Raw genomic sequence first — 16082 nt, forward strand, 5'->3', positions numbered from 1 at the left:
GCCTGGTTCATTCGCGGACGCAGTGGTGCCGTGACGACCGGTCACGGGGGTGCGGGACGGTCGGCCTCGGGGGTGCCGAGGCCGGCTCGGCGGTGTGGCGGCGGATCGCGGACAGCAGGGCGTCGACGTCCTCGGCGGAGTGCGCGAACGACGTCACGAACCGGACGACGCCCGGCTCCCAACGGTCGTGGTAGAAGGCGTAGCCGTCGGCGAGCAGACCCTTGATGGTGTCGGGAGCAAGACCGCAGAAGACCATGTTCATCTGCGGCTCCGCGCCGGGCAGTTCGACGCCCGGTACGCCGCTCAGGCCGTCCCGGAGACGTGCGGCGAGAGCGTTCGCACGGTCGGCGTTGCGCAGCCAGAGGCCGTCGGTGAGGTACGCGTCGAGCTGCGCGGCGTGGAAGCGCGCCTTGGCGGCGAGCTGCCCGGCGCGCTTCACGCGGGCGGCCAGTTCGGCGGAGAGGGACGGCTCGAAGGAGATGATCGCGTCCGCGGTCATCGTGCCGTTCTTGGTCGTGCCGAACGACAGCACGTCGATGCCGGCCTTCCAGCTCAACTCCGCCGGGCTGACGCCGAGCCGACCGACCGCGTTGGCGAAGCGCGCGCCGTCCATGTGCACGCCAAGACCGGAGGCCTTGGCAATCAGGCACAGGGTGCGGATCTCCTCGACGGTGTACACACCACCGGTCTCCGTGCCCTGGCTGAGCGTGAGGGCCGAGGGCTGGACGCTGTGCCGGTCGCCCGCACGCCTCCGTATCTCGCGCAGCAGCGCCTCGGGGTCGACCTTGCTGTCGGCGCCGGGGACGGTGACGACCTTGGAACCGCCCGTGAAGAACTCGGCGGCACCGCACTCGTCGTTGTGCACATGGCTCCCTGTGTGACACAGGACGCTTCCCCAGGGGCGGGCGAGGGCCGACAGGGCGAGGCCGTTGGCGGCGGTCCCCGAGGAGACCAGGAAGACGTCGAGGTCCCGCTCGAAGACGTCCCTGAGGCGGCGCCGGACAGAGTCCGTGTACGGGTCGGCGCCGTACGGCAGGGAGTGCCCGGCCAGCGCCTCGGCGACCGCCTGCGCCACCTCGGGGGACGCGCCGGCGGTGTTGTCGCTCAGGAAGTTCCGGCCGAGGGAGGCCCGGCCGAGGGAGTTCCGGCCGGCGGAGTTCCGGCCGGCGGAGACCTCGTCACCGGGCTCACTCATCGCGCGTCCAGGTGTCATTCCCCGCGAGGAGTTGTGCGAGGTCGCCCTTGCCGTGCTGCTCGATGGCGGTGTCGAGTTGGTCGGCCATGAGGGTGTCGTAGACGGGGCGTTGGACGGAGCGGAAGACGCCGATGGGGGTTTGGTGGAGGGTGTCGGGGTCGGCGAGGCGGGAGAGTGCGAACGCGGTGGTGGGTGAGGTGGCGTGGGCGTCGTGGACGAGGAGTTGTGACTGGGTCTCCTCGGTGACTTCGACGACCTTGAGGTCGCCGGTGAGGGTGTCGCGGACGACGCCCTTGCGGCCGTCGGTGCCGAAGCGGATGGGGTGGCCGTGTTCGAGGCGGATGACGGCTTCTTCCGCTTGTTGTTTGTCTTTGAGGACTTCGAAGGCGCCGTCGTTGAAGATGTTGCAGTTCTGGTAGATCTCGACGAGGGCGGTGCCGGGGTGGTCGGCGGCCTGGCGGAGGACCTCGGTGAGGTGTTTGCGGTCGGAGTCGACGGTCCGTGCCACGAACGAGGCTTCGGCGCCCAGGGCGAGGGAGACCGGGTTGAAGGGTGCGTCCAGGGAGCCCATGGGGGTGGATTTGGTGATTTTGCCGAGTTCGCTGGTGGGGGAGTACTGGCCCTTGGTGAGGCCGTAGATGCGGTTGTTGAAGAGGAGGATCTTGAGGTTGACGTTGCGGCGCAGGGCGTGGATGAGGTGGTTGCCGCCGATGGAGAGGGCGTCGCCGTCGCCGGTGACGACCCAGACGGACAGGTCACGGCGGGAGGTGGCGAGGCCGGTGGCGATGGCGGGGGCGCGGCCGTGGATGGAGTGCATCCCGTAGGTGTTCATGTAGTACGGGAAGCGGGAGGAGCAGCCGATGCCGGAGACGAAGACGATGTTCTCCTTCGCCAGGCCCAGTTCCGGCATGAACCCCTGCACCGCGGCCAGGACGGCGTAGTCGCCGCACCCGGGGCACCAGCGCACCTCTTGGTCGGACTTGAAGTCCTTCATCGACTGCGCCGCTTCGGCCTTCGGGACAAGGGACAGCAGGGTGTCAGCCATGGATGGCCTCCTTGAGAACCGTCGCGAGCTGTTCCGCCTTGAAGGGCATGCCGTTGACCTGGGTGTACGAGTGGGCGTCGACCAGGTACTTGGCCCTGATCATCAGGGCGAGCTGACCGAGGTTCATCTCCGGTACGACGACCTTCTCGTACCGCTTCAGCAGTTCCCCGAGGTTCCTCGGGAAGGGGTTGAGGTGCCTCAGATGGGCCTGCGCGATCGGCACGCCGACGGACCGCAGTCGGCGGACGGCGGCGGTGATGGGTCCGTAGGTGGAGCCCCAGCCGAGGACCAGGGTCTTGGCGCCGCTGGGGTCGTCGACCTCGATGTCGGGGACTTCGATGCCGTCGATCTTGGCCTGGCGGGTGCGGACCATGAGTTCGTGGTTGGCCGGGTCGTAGCTGATGTTGCCGGTGCCGTCCTGCTTCTCAATGCCGCCGATGCGGTGTTCGAGGCCGGGGGTGCCGGGGACGGCCCAGGGGCGGGCGAGGGTCTGGGGGTCGCGCTTGTAGGGCCAGAAGACTTCGGTGCCGTCGGCGAGTTCGTGGTTGGGTCCGGTGGCGAACTGGACCCGCAGGTCGGGGAGTTCCTGCACGTCCGGGATCCGCCAGGGCTCGGAGCCGTTGGCGAGGTAGCCGTCGGAGAGCAGGAAGACCGGGGTGCGGTAGGTGAGCGCGATCCGTGCGGCCTCGATCGCCGCGTCGAAACAGTCCGCCGGCGTCCTCGGCGCCACGACCGGTACGGGGGCTTCGCCGTTACGGCCGTACATCGCCTGCAGCAGGTCCGCCTGCTCGGTCTTGGTCGGAAGCCCGGTCGAAGGCCCGCCGCGCTGGATGTCCACGATCAGCAGCGGCAGCTCGAGCGAGACCGCGAGCCCGATCGTCTCCGACTTCAACGCCACACCAGGCCCCGACGTGGTGGTGACGGCGAGCGAGCCACCGAAGGCCGCACCCAGCGCCGCGCCGATACCCGCGATCTCGTCCTCGGCCTGGAACGTACGCACACCGAAGTTCTTGTGCCGGCTCAGCTCGTGCAGGATGTCGGAGGCCGGAGTGATCGGGTACGAGCCCAGGTAGAGCGGCAGATCGGCCTGCTGCCCCGCCGCCACGAGCCCGTACGACAGGGCGAGGTTGCCGTTGATATTGCGGTACGTCCCGGTCGGGAACGCCTTCGTGGCCGGAGCGACTTCGTACGAGGCCGCGAAGCTCTCCGTGGTCTCGCCGAAGTTCCAGCCCGCCCGGAAGGCCACGATGTTGGCCTCGGCGATCTGCGGCTTCTTCGCGAACTTCTGCCGCAGGAACCTCTCCGTACCCTCCGTCGGCCGGTGGTACATCCACGACAGCAGCCCCAGCGCGAACATGTTCTTCGACCGCTCGGCCTCCTTGCGGGAGAGCCCGAAGTCCTTCAACGCCTCGATCGTCAACGTCGTGAGCGGCACCGGATGAACCCGGTACGCGTCCAGCGAACCGTCCTCCAAAGGGGACGTCTCGTAGCCGACCTTCGCCATCGCCCGCTTGGCGAACTCGTCCGTGTTCACGATGATCTCGCTGCCACGCGGCACGTCGTCGATGTTGGCCTTCAACGCGGCCGGGTTCATCGCGACCAGCACGTTCGGAGCATCGCCCGGGGTCAGGATGTCGTGATCGGCGAAATGCAACTGGAACGAGGAGACACCCGGCAGCGTCCCGGCAGGAGCCCTGATCTCGGCCGGGAAGTTCGGCAGCGTCGACAGGTCGTTCCCGAACGACGCCGTCTCCGAGGTGAACCTGTCACCCGTCAGCTGCATACCGTCACCGGAGTCACCGGCGAACCGAATGATCACCCGATCGAGCTTGTGCACCTCTTTGCGGGTCGGTGCCCGCTCGCTCAACAGACCGGAATCCGTCATGGGTTGTCCTTAGGGGAGGAGAGGAAGAGCCGTGGCGAGGGCGATGGCCGCCGCGTACGAAGGCAGAGGCGTCGGTACGTCGTGCACGGCGAAGTCGGCCAGTTCGGCGGGGACTTCGGAGACGCCCACGTACGGATCGGCGACGCCGTACGCGAGGCCGACGCCCGTCGCCTTCAGGTACGCCTCCTTGCGCGTCCACACCCGGGCCAGCGCGCCGGGGCGGGCCGCGTCCGGCAGGGCGCGCAGGGCGCTCTGCTCGCGCGGGTGCAGGGAGGGGAGGAGCTCGTCGGTGATGGCCGGGCGCGGGACGCCCTCGACGTCGGCGCCCACCCGGGCCCCCGAGACGGCGATCAGGGCGAGGCCGTCGCTGTGCGAGAGCGAGAAGTGCGGGCCGCCGCCTGCCAGGGCGGGCCGCCCGTGCGGCGCGCCGCAGCATGGGCAGTCCTCGCGGACCAGGCCCAGGACCTCGGGGGCGAGCCCCGTGTACCCGCCGAGGACGAGGCGCAGCCCGATGTGGGCGGCCCGGTAGCGGTGCCGGTCGCCGGGGCGGCGCAGGCGGGCCGACCGGTCCCGTTCCTCGGGGCTCAGGGGCGTCTCCTCGGCCGCCACCGGGTGGCCGCCGACGATCTCCCGGTCCGTGTCCAGCCACCACAGGGCCACCTCGCCGCCCCTCGGCGGCCGGCCCGGCTCCGGAAGGGCGTTCTCCGGAATGTGGAGGGTGGGGAAGAGGGAACGGGTACGGGGTACGCCGAGGGTCTCAGCCATCGACCCCGCCCGCCCCGGCGAGTTCGCGGATCGTGGGCGTGCGGAACAGGTCCCGCAGCGGTACGGCGGGCAGTCCGCGACCGCGCAGTGCGGCGCTGATCCGCACCGCGAGCAGGGAGTTGCCGCCGAGCTCGAAGAAGTCGTCGTCCAGGCCGACCGGTGTTCCGAGCATCGCCGACCAGACCTCCTGGAGCACCGCCGCCTTGCCCGCCGCCGAGCCCTCCCCCGCCGGCTGCACCGCGGCCGGCGGGGGCGTCGCCGTCCGCGTCGGCTCCGGCAGCCGTGCCGCGTCCAGCTTCCCGTTGGTGGTCAGCGGCAGGGAGTCGAGCGGGGTGACGGTCGCCGGGAGCATGTACGCGGGCAGGACGGTCGCGGCCCGCTTCCGTACCCCCGCGGCGTCGAGGTCCGCCGGGACGACGTACGCGTCGAGGCGGGCGGTCGCCGGGTCGGACGGGTCGTCGCGGCGGACCACCACGGCCGCCGCGCGGACGTCGGGGTCCTCCAGGAGTACGGAGCGGATCTCGTCCAGCTCGATGCGGAAGCCCCGGATCTTCACCTGGCTGTCGATGCGCCCCAGGTGTTCGAGGGTGCCGTCGGGGCGCAGCCGGCCGAGGTCGCCGCTGTGGTACTGGCGGCCCTCCGCGTACGGGTCGGTGGTGAAGCGGGCGGCCGTGAGTTCGGGCTGTCCCAGGTAGCCGAGGGCCACGCCCGCGCCGCCGACGCGGATCTCGCCCGTCACGCCGGGCGGGACGAGCCGGCCGCGCGCGTCGGTCACGTACAGGTGCCAGCCGGGCAGCGCCGGGCCGACGGACTTCGAGCCCGCGAGGGCCAGTTCGCGGGTCAGCGTCTGCGCGGTGACGTGCACGGTGGTCTCGGTGATGCCGAACATGTTGACCATGCGGCACTCGTCCTCGGGGTGCCGGTCGAACCAGCGCAGCAGCATGCGGGCGTCCAGCGGCTCGCCGCCGAAGACGACGAGGCGTACGGCGAGCGCCGCGTGGTCGGTCTCCAGGAGCTGGGAGAAGGCGGACGGCGTCTGGCTGAGGACGGTGACGCCCTCGCGCCGCAGCAGGTCGCGGAACTCCTCGGGCTCGCGGGAGACGGCGTACGGGACGACCACGAGCCGACCGCCGGTCAGCAGGCAGCCCCAGATCTCCCAGACGGAGAAGTCGAACGCGCCGGAGTGGAAGAACGTCCACACGTCGTCCGGGCCGAGGCCGTACTCCTCGCGGGTCGCGTCGATGAGCGCACCGACGTTGCGGTGCGGGACGACGACGCCCTTGGGCCGGCCGGTGGAGCCGGAGGTGTAGATGACGTAGGCGGGGTCGTCCGGGCCTCCCATCCGCGGGAGTTCCACCGTCTGGTCCGGTGCGCTCGTCAGGAGGTCGTCCGGGGTGACGGGCGTGCCAGCATCGGCCGGGTACTCCGCGTGCCGGGTGATCACCAACTCCAGGCCCGCGTCCTGCGCGGTGTGGGCGAGGCGGTCGGCAGGGTAGGCCGGGTCGGTGGGGACGTACGCGGCGCCCGCCTTGAGGACGCCGAGCATGGCCGCGACGATCTCGTTGGTGCGCTCCAGGCAGATGCCGACCCGGTCGCCGGGCGCGACCCCGCGCGCCACGAGGCCACGGGCCAACCGGTCGGCCAGGCCGTCGAGTTCGCGGTACGTGAGGGTCGTCGTGCCGTCGCCGACCGCCGGGGCGTCCGGGCGGGCGGCGGCCACCCGCGCGAAGGCATCGGTGAGCCGCTCCGGGATGCCGGTGAGGACGGCGTCCGGTCGGCCGAGCGCGGCGACGCGCTCGCGCTCGGCGGCGTCCAGGAGCTCGGCGTCGTCGGCTTGGAGGGCCGGGGTCTCGCCGAACTGGCGCAGGACATGGGCGAGATGGATCAGGAAGGCGTCGGCGATCTCGGGAGAGAAGTGACTACGGCGGTACGCGGCCCAGAGGCGGCCGCCGCCCTCTCCCGTCCCCGGCAGCACCGTGACCGTGAGCGGGAACGGCGGTGCGAGGCAGGGCAGGTACTCCCCCGCGTACGGCAACGGCCCCTCCCCCACGGCCGGTTCGAGCAGGCCCACGGTCACCGGGCGGTCGGTCGGCGACGGTACGGCGGCGAGCAGCGAGGCGAGCGTGGCGTCCGCCGGGATCGCGTGGGCGAGTGCTCCGCGCAGGTCGGTGGCGAGCGTGATGTCGCCGGTGGCGCCGTGGCCCTCGTAGCGGTGCAGGGTGAGGGCGAGGGCGGCGCGCAGCGCGGCCGGGTGGGCCCCGGCGGGCAGGTCGAGGGAGCGGGTCTCCCAGGCGGTGGCTCCGCTCGTACCGCCGCCCCAGTCCGGCGCCGGGCCGGTGCCGACGGCGAGAGGGGTGGAAGCGGCTTCCGAGGCGGCGTGGGCCGGTCGGCCCACGAGCCCCGTGCGCTCGCCGGTGGACGGTCCGGCCTCCGTCGGCATCGCACCGGGGCCCGCTGACCCCACGCCCAAGGCACCGGCGGCAGCCGTGCCCCCGTGGGCCGCCACCGCCCCGTCGACCAGGCCGACGGCCAGGCGGGTGAGGGCGTCCCGGTCTAGTACCGAGCGGTCGGCGACGAGGATCAGGTCCTCGACTCCGTCCTCGTGGCGCAGCAGCACGCACCGTACGGCCGGGGTCGGCCGGTTCAGCTCGGTCCGTCGGCGGCGCAGGGCCACCGGCTCGTCGGAACCGGCCGCGACGTCCTCCACCCACAGCCGCCAGGGGCCCGCCGCGCCCAGGCGAGCCGTCAGCTCGGCGGCGGTCACCCGACTGCTCAGCCGGACCCGTAGGGCGTGGCAACGCTCACCCACCATGGGGGTGTCCTCCCTCTCAACTCTCACAACGGTCACAACTGCTGGTCCCGCGCAGGTCAGCGCGCGGTGAACCCGCCGTCCACGGTCACTACGGAGCCCGTCACCTGGCGGGCGTCGTCCGAGACGAGGTAGACGACGGCGGCGGCCACGTCCTCGGGCTCGATCAGGGCGTTCATCGGCTGCGCCTCGGTGAACGTCTGCTCGTGCTCGCCCACCTCCACCTCCAGGGCGCGGGCGATCTCGGCGAGCATCCGGCCCTCGGCGGTCGGGTCGTCGCGCACGGAGCCGGGGCAGACGGCGTTGACCCGGACCTTGGTGGGCGCGTAGTCGAGCGCGGCGGCCTTCGTCAGTCCGATCAGGCCGTGCTTGGCGGCGACGTAGCCGGCGAAGTGCCGGTAGCCGACCAGGCCGGCCGTCGAGGAGATGTTGACGATGGAGCCGGAGCGGCGGGCGCTCATCGCCCCGGCGACCGTACGGATCACCCGCCAGGCCCCTGACAGGTCGACGTCGATCATCAGCGCCCACTCGTCCTCGCCGATCTCGTGCGCGGGACGGCCCGAAGGGGCCGCGATCCCCGCGTTGTTGACGGCGGCGTCGATCTGGCCGAAGCGGTCCACGGCGAGGGCCACGGCGGCCTCCACGGAGGACAGGTCGCGTACGTCGCAGGCGGCGGTGAGGACTGCGGCGCCGTTCTTGCGGCAGAGGGTGGCGGTGTGTTCCAACTGGCCACGCGTCCCCAGCGGGTACGGCACGCCGTCGAGGTCCTCGCAGAGGTCGAGCAGCGCGAGGTCGGCGCCCTCGGCGGCGCAGGCGACGGCGGTGGCCCGGCCGAGGCCCCGGGCGGCGCCGGTGACGAGGACGGTCTTGCCGGTCAGACGCACAGTTCCGCCCCCTCGGCCGAGGTCGCCAGCTCCTCGGCGACGATCCGGAGCAGTTCGGGCGCCGACTCGGTGAGGTACATGTGGCCGCCGTCCAGCTCGACGTGGCGGTGCCCGGCGTCCGTGGTCCGGTCCCAGGCCTCGGCCTCGGAGCGGCGGACGAGGGTGTCGGCCGTTCCGCGCAGGGTGGTGACCGGGACCGTCAGGCTCCGGTCGTCGGAGGGTACGTACGACTCGTGCATCTCCACGTCGGCGCGGAGCGTGGGCAGGACCAGCTCGCGCAGCTCGGGGTCGTCCAGGGCCTCGTCCGCGTAGCCGGCGAACTCGTTGACGCGCGCCAGGAACGCGTCGTCGTCGAGGCCCGTGGCGCGGGCGGCGCGCGGCTCGGCCGGGTGCGGGGAGCCGCTGGCGAAGAGCCGTACGAGCTGGACGTCCGGGGTGGACGCGAGCCGGCGGGCCAGCTCGTACGCGAGGACCGCGCCGAGGCTGTGGCCGAAGAGGGCGACGCGGCGCGGGCCGGCCTCAGCGGGCAGGGCGGCCAGAGCGGTCAGAAGGTCGGCGTGGAGGGCGGCGGCGGCGGCGTGCGCGTCGCGGAACGGCTCCTCGTCGATGAGGCGTTCACGGCCCGGGAGCTGGAGCGGCAGGACGTCGAGGCCGAGGGGCTCGGCGTGGCGCTGCCAGGGGCGGTAGAACGAGGCTCCGGCGCCGGCGAAGGGCAGGCAGACGAGGGCGGTGCGGTCGGACATGTCAGTGTTCCCCGGTCTGGTCGGCGGCGGCGGTGGACCCGGGCTCGGGCTCGGGCTCGGGCGCGTCGGCCGGCAGGCGGACGTCGTAGGTGACCGGCAGCCTCACCAGGCCACGGCTGGTGGAGTTGTCGAAGAGCCACTCCAGCTCATCGGCGGGCACGGCCAGGCGCAGGCCGGGCAGGCGGCGCAGCAGGGTCGTGAACGCTATCTGGCCCTCGACCCGGGAGAGCGGCGCGCCGACGCAGAAGTGCGGGCCCTGGCCGAAGGCGAGGTGGCGGTTGGCGGAGCGGGTGATGTCGAGCCGGTCCGGGTCCTCGAAGGCCTCGGGGTCACGGTTGGCGGAGCCCATGAGGAGGTGGACGAATGCCTCCTTGGGGATCGGGCAGCCGCCGATCTCCATGTCCTCGGCGGCGACCCGCAGGGTGCCCCGGTAGACGGGGGACTCGAAGCGCAGGAACTCCTCGACCGCCGAGCCGGCCAGATCGGGCCGGGAGCGGAGCAGTTCGAGCTGGTCGGGGTGGGTGAGCAGGGCCTGGACGCCGTTGCCGATGAGGTTGGCGGTGGTCTTGTGACCGGCGATGATCAGCAGGACGAGGGTGGAGACGAGCTCGTCGTTGGTGAAGCGGCCCTCCTCGTCGGCGGCCCGCAGCAGGATGCTGACCAGGTCGTCGCCGAGGTCGGCGCGCCGGTCGGCGAGCAGGTCGAGCAGGTAGCGCTCGATGTTCTCGCTGGCGTCCTTGAGCTTCTCGTTGGACTCGGCGTCCGGGTACGGGGCGCCGCTGAGCCAGTTGCCCCAGCTGTGCAGCTGCGGCCGGTCGTCGACCGGGACGCCGAGGAACTCGCAGATGACGCGCATCGGCAGGGAGAAGGCGAACTCCATCAGGTTCGCTTCGCCGTGCTCGGGCAGGTCGTCGATGAGCTCGTCGGTGATCTCCTGGATGCGCGGGCGGAGCAGCTCCATCCGGCGCGGTACGAAGGCCCGGCTGACGAGCTTGCGCAGCCGGGTGTGCTCCGGCGGGTCGGCGGTGAGCATGTTGCGGATCAGTACGGGACTGGCGTCCTTGACGAGGTCCCGGAACCAGGCGGGGGCGTTGTCGATCTGCTTCGACAGGCGCGGGTCGCTGAAGGCCTTGAGCGTGGTCTCGTAGTCGGCGACGACGTAACCCTCGCCGCCCACCGGGTAGTTGATCGCGTGGACCGGGCAACCGCTGGCACGCAGCTTGGCGTTGGGGGTGTGGAGGTCGTTGCCCTCGGGGGCGGTGAAGAACTCGGGGGGCAGCTGGTCCGTGGTGCGGGGCAGCTCGGTGGTCATCGGGTTTCTCCTTCCTTGTCGGAACGCTTGGTGTCGGAGCGGTTGTTGTCGGAGCGGCTGTTGTCGGAGGCGGGCGCGTCGGCGGCCGACGCGTCGGCGGCCGGCGCTGTGTCTGCTGTCGGTGCCGTATCGGGCTGTGCCGTGTCCGCGTACGCCTCCGGGGGCGCGAGGTTGCGGATGCGCGGGCTGAGGGTGGGCAGGGCGGCCAGGCCGGAGACGACGGCCATGATGGTGAACACCCAGACCGGTCCTGCCGTGTCGAAGACGGTGCCGATGACGAACACACCGACCGGGGCGGCGATCATCGACATGAACATCACCGCGCCGAGGACCCGGCCCTGCGCCTTGTCGGGCACCATCGCCGCGAGGTAGGCGAGGAAGAGCGCGCTGGTGATGGGGCCGCGCAGGAACACGCAGGCGACGATGATGCCGAGCGGGATGAGCCCGGAGACGTTGGCGAGCAGGATCGCGGCCACGGGCCCGATCCAGGCGGCGGCCAGGAAGAGCTTCGCCGGGGCGACCTTCTTGATGACGGGTCCCGCGACGAGCGAGCCGACCAGTCCGCCGATGCCGGCGATGGAGAGCAGCATGCCGGTGAAGCTCGCGGAGGCCCCCCGGCTCTCGGCGGTGGCGATCAGGGCGAGGAAGACGCCGGAGTGGGTGAACGCCATGTTCGAGCCCATGATCCAGACGATCAGCAGCCGCAGGACCGGCTGGTTGGCCAGGATCTTGAAGCCCTCGGCGGTGTTGCGCTTCTCCCCCGGGCTGATCTGCTCGACCTTCATCGGCTTGCGGATGAAGAGCAGCAGGACGGTGGAGACGAGGAAGCCGATCGAGGCGCTCAGGAACGGGAACGCGCGCGCCACGCCGAACAGCGCGCCGCCGACGGGCGGGCCGCCCATGGTCGCCGCGAAGTAGCGGATCTGGTTCTGGGCGGTGGCCTGGGTGAGCTGGGAGGGCGGGACGAGCTGCTTGATGGCGGCGAGTCCGGTGGGGTTGGAGATGCCGAGGCAGGCGGCCGAGCCGACCGCGACGGCGAAGACCAGGACGGGGTGGGTCTGGTCGGCGAAGATCAGCAGGCTGAAGACGCCGAGCAGGACGACCCGGACCAGGTTGCAGATGATCATGAGGAGCCGGCGGTCCACCCGGTCGGCGAGCGTGCCGCCGGGGATGGACATCAGGCTGGCGGTGATGAGCTGCGCCGAGCCGACCGCGCCCGCGTAGAAGGCGGAACCGGAGGAGGCCAGGATGAGCAGCGGGTACGCCACCTCCGCGGTCTCCTTGGCGAGCGCGGCGAACGCCTCGCTGGTCCAGAGTGCCTGGAAGTCGCGGTTCTTCAGGAGCGGCTTCTCGGCGGGCTCCTGCTTCTCCTTGGTCTGCTCCTTGGTCGCCCCCTTGGTCTCCTCCCTGGTCTCCCCCTTCGTCTGCTCCCGCAGCTCCTGTTCGTCCGGCGACTCCGTCGCCATGTCCGCCGTACTGCCGGGCGGTGTCTGCGAGACCGTCATGAGTCCTTCCTCTCCTTGGGTTCCTCTGTGAGTACTTCGTCGAGGCGGGCGGCGAGTTCGTCGACGTACGGGGCCCGCAGCATCGACCAGTGGTCGCCGGCGACCGGGACCACGCGCAGCCCCGCCGGGTAGAGACCCGCCAGGCGCCGCGCGAGCCGGGCGGCCGCTGCCGGGTCCGCGTCCGCCTTGAACAGCACGGCCGGGCAGTCCACCGGGCCCGGCCGGTGGGCCAGTACGGCGGCCTGGCCGGCCAGGAACCGGCGGCGCGCCTCGGGGTCGCGGCGGAACGGCCCGGCGGTCGGGCCGACGCGGAGCAGGGTGTCGAGGCCGGCCCGTACCCCGCCGAGCAGGAAGTCGGGGGCGGCGGCGACGGGGAGCGGACGGGTGTCGGGGACGTAGCCGTCGAGGGAGACCAGTACGTCCACCTCCCGCCCGTGGCCCATGAGCAGCCGGGCGGTCTCCTGCGCCACGACGGCGCCGAAGGACCAGCCGCCGAGCGTGTACGCCCCCGTCGGCTGGGCCCGCAGCAGGGTGCGGGCGTGCGCGGCGGCGAGGGAGCGGATCGTGCCGCCCCGGGACGCGGGCCGCTCCAGGGCGAGGACCGGGCGGTCGCCCACGGGAGCGAGCCGTGCGGCCAACTCCCGGTAGGGCAGGGCGTTTCCGAGGGCGTCCGCGACGAGGAAGACCGGGCGTCCTGTGCCTGCCCGCAGGGTGGCCACGCCGGGGGGCAGCGCGGTGACGGGGTCGGTGCGGCCGGGCAGCCGTCGCTCGACGAGTTCGACGAGTCCGGCGAAGGTGCCGTTCAGGGCGAACTCGGTGACGGAGACCTCCGCGCCGAGCCGTTCGCGGACGGCGGTCGTGAGCGCGAGGGCGAGCAGCGACTCGCCGCCGAGGACGAAGAAGTCGTCCCCGTCTCCGACGGCCGGGACGCCGAGCGTCTGCCGCCAGATCTCTTCGAGGGCTCGGCGCGGACCTCCGGCGGCCAGGGTGGCCTTCGCCACCGAGGCCTTCGCGACCGCACCCGTCGTCGCCCTGCCCCGGCCAGGTCCCGCCTCCGGGTCTGGGGCGGGGGCCGGGGCCGAGTCCGGGTCCGGAGCCGGGTCAGGGTCCTCGCCCAGGAGCGGGTGCGCGGGGAGCGAGCACCGGACGGGCCGGTCCTCGGGGTCGGCGTACCGGGCCTCCAGGACCGATTCGAGGGCCTGGTCCACGCCGAGCTCCCAGAGGGCGCCGATCGCGTCGAGCAGCCCGGCCTCCGTCTCGACCCGGCCGCCCGGGGCGAGCCGTACCGTCCGGTGGCGCGGGTTCCAGCCGGGCGCGACCCGCAGCGAGCCGGTCATCGAGCCGCCGGGGCCCAGCTCCAGGTACGTCGTGCAGCCGGCGGCCAGCAGCGTGGCGGTGCCGGCGTCGAGCCGGACCGGTTCGCGCAGGTGCTCGGCCCAGTGGCCGGGGGTGACCACGGCCTCGGGATCGGCCCAGTCGCCCGTGGTGTTGGAGATGTACGGCAGCCGAGGCGGGCGGGCGGGCATCGACGACAGATGGTCCCGCACCGCCTCGGCTGCCGAGTTCATGGCCGGCGAGTGGAAGGCCCGCCGGGTGTGGACGGGCGTGACGCGCAGTCCGGTGAGCGCGTCCCCCGCGAGAAGGCAGTCCATGGCGGCCTCGGGGCCCGAGAGGACCGCCGAACCGTTTCCGCGTACGGCGACGGTGACACCGGAGTCGACGGGCAGCCGGGCCTCGACGTCGGCGGGGGCCGCCTCGACCACGGCCATGCGGCCGGGCTCGGCGTCGCGCATCGCCACGGCCCGCCGGTGGACAAGCCCGACGGCGTCGGGCAGGCTCCACACCTCCGCGAGCGCGGCGGCGGCGTACTCGCCGATGCTGTTGCCGAGCATGGCGTGAGGGGTGACACCCCACGCGGCCAGCTGACGCCCGAAGGCGAAGCCCAGTGCGAAGAGCCCGAGTTGCTGGTGGACGGTGTCCGCGTACCAATCGTCGCCGAGCGAGCCGACGCCGAGCGAGCCGTCGACCGCCGGCGCGGAGACCACGGACCCGGCGACCGCCGCCGCTCCGGAGCCGCCCGACTCGGCGCCATCCGACCCAAGGCCGCCGTCGGCCACCGGCCCGGCGGCGTCCCGTGCCTCGCCGCCCGTTCGCGCGTCGCCGTCCTCAAGACCCGCCTCGACCGGGACGACCACCGGGTTCAGATCCACCCCACAGTCGTCGTACGCGATCTTGCGGATCTCGTCGAAGGCCGCGCGGAACTCCGGCAGCAGCCGGTACGCGGCCTCGCCCGCGGCGCTCTTGAGGGTGCCCTGCCCCGGGAAGAGGAAGGCCACCTTGCCCAACCGGCCCGGGGTTCCCGGACGTTCCGCCGCCGCCCCGGCCGCCGCGCGCAGTGCCTCCGCCGCGTGGGCGTGGTCGCGTACGACCACGGCCTGACGGTGCTTGTGGACGCGGCGCCCGGACAAGGTCCATGCCACCGCGTCGAGTTCGGGTGCGGAGGAAGCATCGGCCTCGGGGCCGTCGAAACGATCCGCCAGCGCCTCGTCCAAGCGGGCCAGCGAGGCCGGGCTGTAGCCGGAGAGCGGCAGCAGACGCGGTCCGCCGACGCGCCCCCCGGCGCGCCGGCGCGACGGCGCGACCGTCGGCGCCTCGGTCAGCACCGCGTGCGCGTTGGTGCCGCCGACGCCGAACGAGCTCACCGCTCCGGCCCGCCGCTCCTGGCCCGCGCGCAGCTCCCACGGGCCGAGGGACTCGGTCACGCGGAACGGCGAACGCTCCAGCTCAAGAAGCGGGTTGGCGGACGTGTAGTGCGCGGTCGGGTAGATCTCGTGGTGCTCCAGCATGAGGGCCGTCTTGATCAGGCCCGTCACACCCGCCGCCGCGCCGGTGTGCCCGATGTTGCCCTTGACGGCGCCGAGCGCGCACCAGGCGGTGTCCGCCTCCAGGCCCCCGCTCGCCGGGCCGAAGACCTCGGTGAGCGCCTGCACCTCGATGGGGTCGCCCAGTTGGGTCGCCGTCCCGTGCGCCTCCACGTGTCCGATCGCGGTGGCGGGGAGCCCGGCCGCGTCCAGGGCCGCGCGGATGACCTCGCTCTGGCCGCCGGCCGAGGGCGCGGTGTACGCCATCTTGTCCGCGCCGTCGTTGTTGACGGCGGTGCCCGCGATGACTGCGGCGATCCGGTCGCCGTCGCGCAGGGCGTCGGCGAGCCGCTTGAGCACGACCACGCCCACGCCCTCGCTGGGCACGGTCCCCGCGGACCGGGCGTCGAAGGGACGGCAGTGTCCGTCCGGCGCCAGGATCCCGCCGGGCTCGAACAGGTAACCCCACTCGCCGGCCGGCATCACGGTGACGCCGCCCGCGAGGGCCGCGTCGCACTCGCCGCCGCGCAGCGCGCCCACCGCGAGGTGGACGGCGGTCAGCGAGGTGGAGCAGGCGGTCTGCACGGTGATCGCGGGCCCGCGCAGGCCGAGCTTGTACGCGACCCGGGTGGCGACGAAGTCCTTCTCCCGCCCGATGTACCGGGCCAGTTCGCTCAGGGCCGCGTCGTTCCTGCCGGGGCCCGAGCGGTCGGCGCCCGCGTAGACGCCGACGCGGCCGCGGAACCGTACGGGATCGAGACCGGCGTCGTCGACGGCGGTGGCCGCGCACTCCAGGAAGACCCGCTGCTGCGGGTCCATCGCCGCCGCCTCCGCGCGGCTGTACCGGAAGAAGGACCAGTCGAAGCGGCGGGAGTCCTCGATGACGCCCATGGCCGGTACGAAGTTCTCCTGGCCCGCGTAGGCGGGGTCCACACCGCTCCTGAGCAGCTCCTCGCGGGTGGGGCGGCTGATGCCGTCCCGGCCCGCGCGGAGCAGGGCGCGGAAGGCGCGGACATCGCGTGCGCCGGGCAGTCGGCAGGCCATGCCGACGACGGCGACGGCGTCTTCGAGGGACATG

At 72.8% G+C, this 16082-nt stretch carries 10 protein-coding genes; all 10 read right to left on the reverse strand.

All coding sequences use genetic code 11. The features are described from left to right. Window positions 1-7: 7 nt before the first annotated feature. From ACFWRO_RS07920 to ACFWRO_RS07965, 10 genes are read right to left on the reverse strand one after another with little or no spacing between them, the layout of a single operon-like run. Window positions 8-1195 carry a threonine aldolase family protein gene (locus tag ACFWRO_RS07920; protein WP_384505872.1) on the reverse strand — a complete coding sequence of 396 codons (1188 nt, stop codon included), beginning with the start codon at window positions 1193-1195 and terminating at the stop codon, window positions 8-10. After that, entirely contained in the window at window positions 1188-2240 is a 1053-nt protein-coding gene (locus tag ACFWRO_RS07925) for a 2-oxoacid:ferredoxin oxidoreductase subunit beta (protein WP_384505874.1), read from the reverse strand. The genes ACFWRO_RS07920 and ACFWRO_RS07925 overlap by 8 nt, the downstream gene beginning before the upstream one ends. Further along, entirely contained in the window at window positions 2233-4125 is a 1893-nt protein-coding gene (locus tag ACFWRO_RS07930; protein ID WP_384505877.1) for a 2-oxoacid:acceptor oxidoreductase subunit alpha, read from the reverse strand. Before ACFWRO_RS07930 ends, ACFWRO_RS07925 begins: the two co-directional genes overlap by 8 nt. 9 nt (window positions 4126-4134) lie before the next feature. Next, the gene (locus ACFWRO_RS07935; RefSeq protein WP_384505880.1) at window positions 4135-4890 is read right to left on the reverse strand and encodes a 4'-phosphopantetheinyl transferase family protein; all 756 of its coding nucleotides are present in this window, start codon (window positions 4888-4890) and stop codon (window positions 4135-4137) included. Next, window positions 4883-7702 (reverse strand): amino acid adenylation domain-containing protein, encoded by a 2820-nt coding sequence (locus ACFWRO_RS07940; RefSeq protein ID WP_384505883.1) that lies wholly within the window; start codon window positions 7700-7702, stop codon window positions 4883-4885. Before ACFWRO_RS07940 ends, ACFWRO_RS07935 begins: the two co-directional genes overlap by 8 nt. Window positions 7703-7758: 56 nt before the next feature. After that, the gene (locus ACFWRO_RS07945) at window positions 7759-8583 is read right to left on the reverse strand and encodes an SDR family oxidoreductase (protein ID WP_384505886.1); all 825 of its coding nucleotides are present in this window, start codon (window positions 8581-8583) and stop codon (window positions 7759-7761) included. Further along, window positions 8574-9326 carry a thioesterase II family protein gene (locus ACFWRO_RS07950; RefSeq protein WP_384505889.1) on the reverse strand — a complete coding sequence of 251 codons (753 nt, stop codon included), beginning with the start codon at window positions 9324-9326 and terminating at the stop codon, window positions 8574-8576. The genes ACFWRO_RS07945 and ACFWRO_RS07950 overlap by 10 nt, the downstream gene beginning before the upstream one ends. A gap of 1 nt (window position 9327) precedes the next feature. Then, on the reverse strand, window positions 9328-10638 hold the full coding sequence (locus ACFWRO_RS07955; RefSeq protein WP_384505892.1) for a cytochrome P450: 1311 nt from the start codon (window positions 10636-10638) through the stop codon (window positions 9328-9330). After that, window positions 10635-12143, reverse strand: a complete 1509-nt coding sequence (locus tag ACFWRO_RS07960; protein ID WP_384505894.1) for an MFS transporter — start codon at window positions 12141-12143, stop codon at window positions 10635-10637. Before ACFWRO_RS07960 ends, ACFWRO_RS07955 begins: the two co-directional genes overlap by 4 nt. Further along, window positions 12140-16081 carry a type I polyketide synthase gene (locus ACFWRO_RS07965; protein WP_384505897.1) on the reverse strand — a complete coding sequence of 1314 codons (3942 nt, stop codon included), beginning with the start codon at window positions 16079-16081 and terminating at the stop codon, window positions 12140-12142. The genes ACFWRO_RS07960 and ACFWRO_RS07965 overlap by 4 nt, the downstream gene beginning before the upstream one ends. Between the last annotated feature and the right edge of the window lies 1 nt (window position 16082).

This window comes from Streptomyces sp. NPDC058579 (assembly GCF_042718575.1).
In the GTDB taxonomy this organism is placed as follows: domain Bacteria; phylum Actinomycetota; class Actinomycetes; order Streptomycetales; family Streptomycetaceae; genus Streptomyces.